The 3,115-nt window shown below is 65.8% G+C and carries 3 protein-coding genes; all 3 read right to left on the bottom strand.

Translation table 11 applies throughout. The features are described 5' to 3' along the window. Positions 1–61 precede the first annotated feature (61 nt). A complete protein-coding gene (locus ACR9ZJ_RS19130) occupies positions 62–1,579 on the bottom strand; it encodes a SulP family inorganic anion transporter (protein ID WP_481288662.1) in 1,518 nt (505 codons plus the stop codon). A 12-nt stretch (positions 1,580–1,591) separates the two neighbouring features. Then, positions 1,592–2,281 (bottom strand): carbonic anhydrase, encoded by a 690-nt coding sequence (locus tag ACR9ZJ_RS19125; protein ID WP_481279972.1) that lies wholly within the window; start codon positions 2,279–2,281, stop codon positions 1,592–1,594. A 131-nt stretch (positions 2,282–2,412) separates the two neighbouring features. Further along, on the bottom strand, positions 2,413–2,772 hold the full coding sequence (locus tag ACR9ZJ_RS19120) for a hypothetical protein (protein ID WP_481288661.1): 360 nt from the start codon (positions 2,770–2,772) through the stop codon (positions 2,413–2,415). Positions 2,773–3,115: the final 343 nt, after the last annotated feature.

Below are 3,115 nucleotides of genomic sequence, written 5' to 3'. Positions count from 1 at the left end.
CCCACCGGGTTGCGATAACCTGGTGGGAGCCGACCCTGTCGGCGATTCGGCGATTCGGGCGCTAGGCAGCCTGCCTGGAACCCTCCACCCGACGCCCGAGCTCCTGCCAGTCGACGATCAATTCACAACCGCGCTTCGACGCATTGCTGCCCCACTCGCGCAGCAGTTCCAGCGACGCCTGGTCCACATGATGCAAGCGGTCCATCATCACCGACAGCCGCGTGTTCGGCGGGATGCGCTCGAGCGTGCGCGCCATCGACGGCACCTTGAGGAACGTAGCCGAACCCTCCAGGTGCAGCGTGGCCATGCCCGGCTCGTCGTGATGGGTCACGTCCATCTTCAACTTGGACGAGAGCAGCGCCAGACGCAGCAGCGACAGCCCGAACCCGACGATGACACCCGTCAGCAGGTCCGTGGCGACGATGGCCAGCGTGGTCGCGACATAGACCGCGGCCGTGCCCTTGCCATAGGCGGCGAGGCTCTTGATCTGCTTCGGATTGACCATCTTCACGCCCGTGAACACCAGGATGCCCGCGAGGCACGAGACCGGCGTCATCCGCATCAACCACGGCAACAGCATCACGAAGGCCAGCAGCCAGCCGCCATGCATGATCGCGGCCATGCGCGTGGCCGAACCGGCCTGCACATTGGCCGCGCTGCGCACGATCACGCCCGTCATCGGCAACGCGCCGAGGAAACCGCAGATGAGGTTGCCCACGCCTTGCGCCGTCAACTCACGGTCGTAGTTCGTGCGCTCGCCATCATGCATGCGATCCACGGCGGCGGCCGAGAGCAAGGTCTCCGCACTGGCGATGAAGGCGAAGGTCGCCGCGGCCACCAGCAAGGTCGCGTCGAACACGCCGAACAGGCTGCCCAGGCTCGGCAAGTTCACCGCCGAGAACAGGTTCGATGGCACGTCCACGCGCTTCACGTCGAACGCCCCGAACTGCGCCGCCGCGGTCATCGCCACGACCGCGAGCAGGGCACCCGGGACGAAACGCAGCCTCGCCGGGCGGAGCTTTTCCCACGCGAGCATGATCGCGATCGTGCCGAGACCGATCATCAGCGCGGCCGGCGCCTGTCCTTCGCCGGCCCCCGTCACCGATTCCCAGACGGCACCGGGCAGCGCGGCGAAGTTCTCCAGGCCGCGGGCCTTGGGAACCGCGTCGAGCAACACGTGCGACTGCGAAGCGACGATGAGGATGCCGATGCCCGAAAGCATGCCGGCTACCACCGCGGGCGAGGTCATGCGAAACCAGACACCCACGCGACAAAGGCCCGCGGCGATCTGGATCAGGCCGGCAAGAAGCACGACGGGGCCAAGGGCGGCCACGCCGTGCTCGCGCACCAGTTCGAACACCAGGACCGCGAGGCCCGCCGCCGGGCCGCTGACCTGCAGCGGCGAACCGGCGATGGCGCCCACGACGATACCGCCGACGATGCCGGTGATGAGTCCCGCGCTGGGCGGCATGCCCGACGCGATCGCGATACCCATGCACAGCGGCAATGCGACAAGAAAAACGACCACCGATCCTAGGAGGTCGCGGCCAAACAGGCCCTGGGAGAAATAAGCACGCATGGCGAACATTCCTTAAGCGGCGGACGCGACCGGCGGACGCGTGGAGAAACGAGCGTGCGGGGTAGCGTCCGGCACGTTCGTATCCCCGGCGACCAGCGGACGGAAGCGGCCTTCGACCGGGTCGAAAGCGGTGATCTCCGTCTTGGCGATGTCGTAGATCCAGCCGTGGATGCGCAGGCTTCCATTGGCCATGGCGGCGGCCACGGCGGGCAGCGTACGCAGGTGCTCCAGCTGGCCGACGACGTTTTCCTCCGTGAGGTAACGCAGGCCTTCCTCACCATGGATGGTGGGACGGTTTTCGGCCACCACGTATCGCGCCACGTCGGCATGCTTGAGCCACTGCTCGACCGACGGCTTGCCTTGCAGCAGGGCCGGATTCTGCAATGCCTTCATCGCACCGCAGTCGGAATGGCCGCAGATGACGATGTGCTGCACCTTGAGCGCCGACACGGCGTATTCGATCGCCGCCATCACGCCACTGACGTGCTGCGCGTAAGGGGGAACGATGTTACCCACGTTGCGGTAGACGAAGATGTCGCCCGGTTGCGCCGCGAACATCAGTTCCGGCATCACGCGCGAATCGGCGCAGGTGATGAACATCGTGTGCGGCGTCTGTCCCGAAGCCAGCCGTGCGAAGAGCTCGCGCTGTTCGGCGGTCATATGGCGGCGAAAGTGATGAAAACCCTGGATGAGACGTTCCATGGCGGTGTTCCTCTTTGGGGAGAATGGGGGCGAGCGCACACGCTCGCTGGCGCCCGGCTTTGCCGGCACGCACGGATCAACGGATTGCGGGGGTATGGCGAAGCCGAGCGCGCGGAACGGCGCCGGCGCGATCAGCCGATGGGAGGGCGCAGATCGAGGCTGGGATGGTGCGGTCGGGGCGCTGGCAGGACGCCTTGCGGACGGGCCTCGACCAGATGCGGCACGGTTACCGCATGCTGCGGCGGCACATCGAAGGTGTCGTCCAGGCCGCCACCGTTATCTTCGATCGAGGGCACGGGGTCCTGGTCGGCCAGGTCCACGGTATCGTCGAGGGCGTCACCCGAGGGCGACGCGTATTGCTGTTCCATGACCGAAGAGGCGTGCCGCTCGCACGGCATCGCCTGCACGCCGGCACACACGACGAACAGCGCGAGAAGCACGAGAAACGTGCTCGCGATGCGACGCATGGTGGCGGTCGGAAGAAGGTTCATGCACCCGAACCTACCCAGCGAATGTGACGGATGCAAGTGCGGCGTCGCACCAAATTCAGGATGAGCCGCGTTTTTTCTTCGAAAACGTGATGCAGCAAGGGTTTTTTAGTGATTGCGCGACGGATGGAAGGACGCGACGTGCTGGATTTGGACGTCCGGATGGCTGTCACATTCCTGAGACGATTCGCAACTGCAAGAAAAATTCTTCGCGGAGCCCGGCCACGCGGCCGCTCGGGGAGGCTCTGTTGGAGGCTCTGTTGGAGGCTCTGTTGGGAGAGGTTTGGTGGGAGCCGACCTTGTCGGCGATCCCGCGGCAGCGGGCCAGGTTGCCGCAAGCACCCAT

The sequence above is a fragment of the Luteibacter sp. KNZ12-1A genome, from assembly GCF_056755675.1.
The sequence above is the reverse complement of the archived record's forward strand: the minus strand, read 5'-3'. Positions and strand labels throughout refer to the sequence as shown.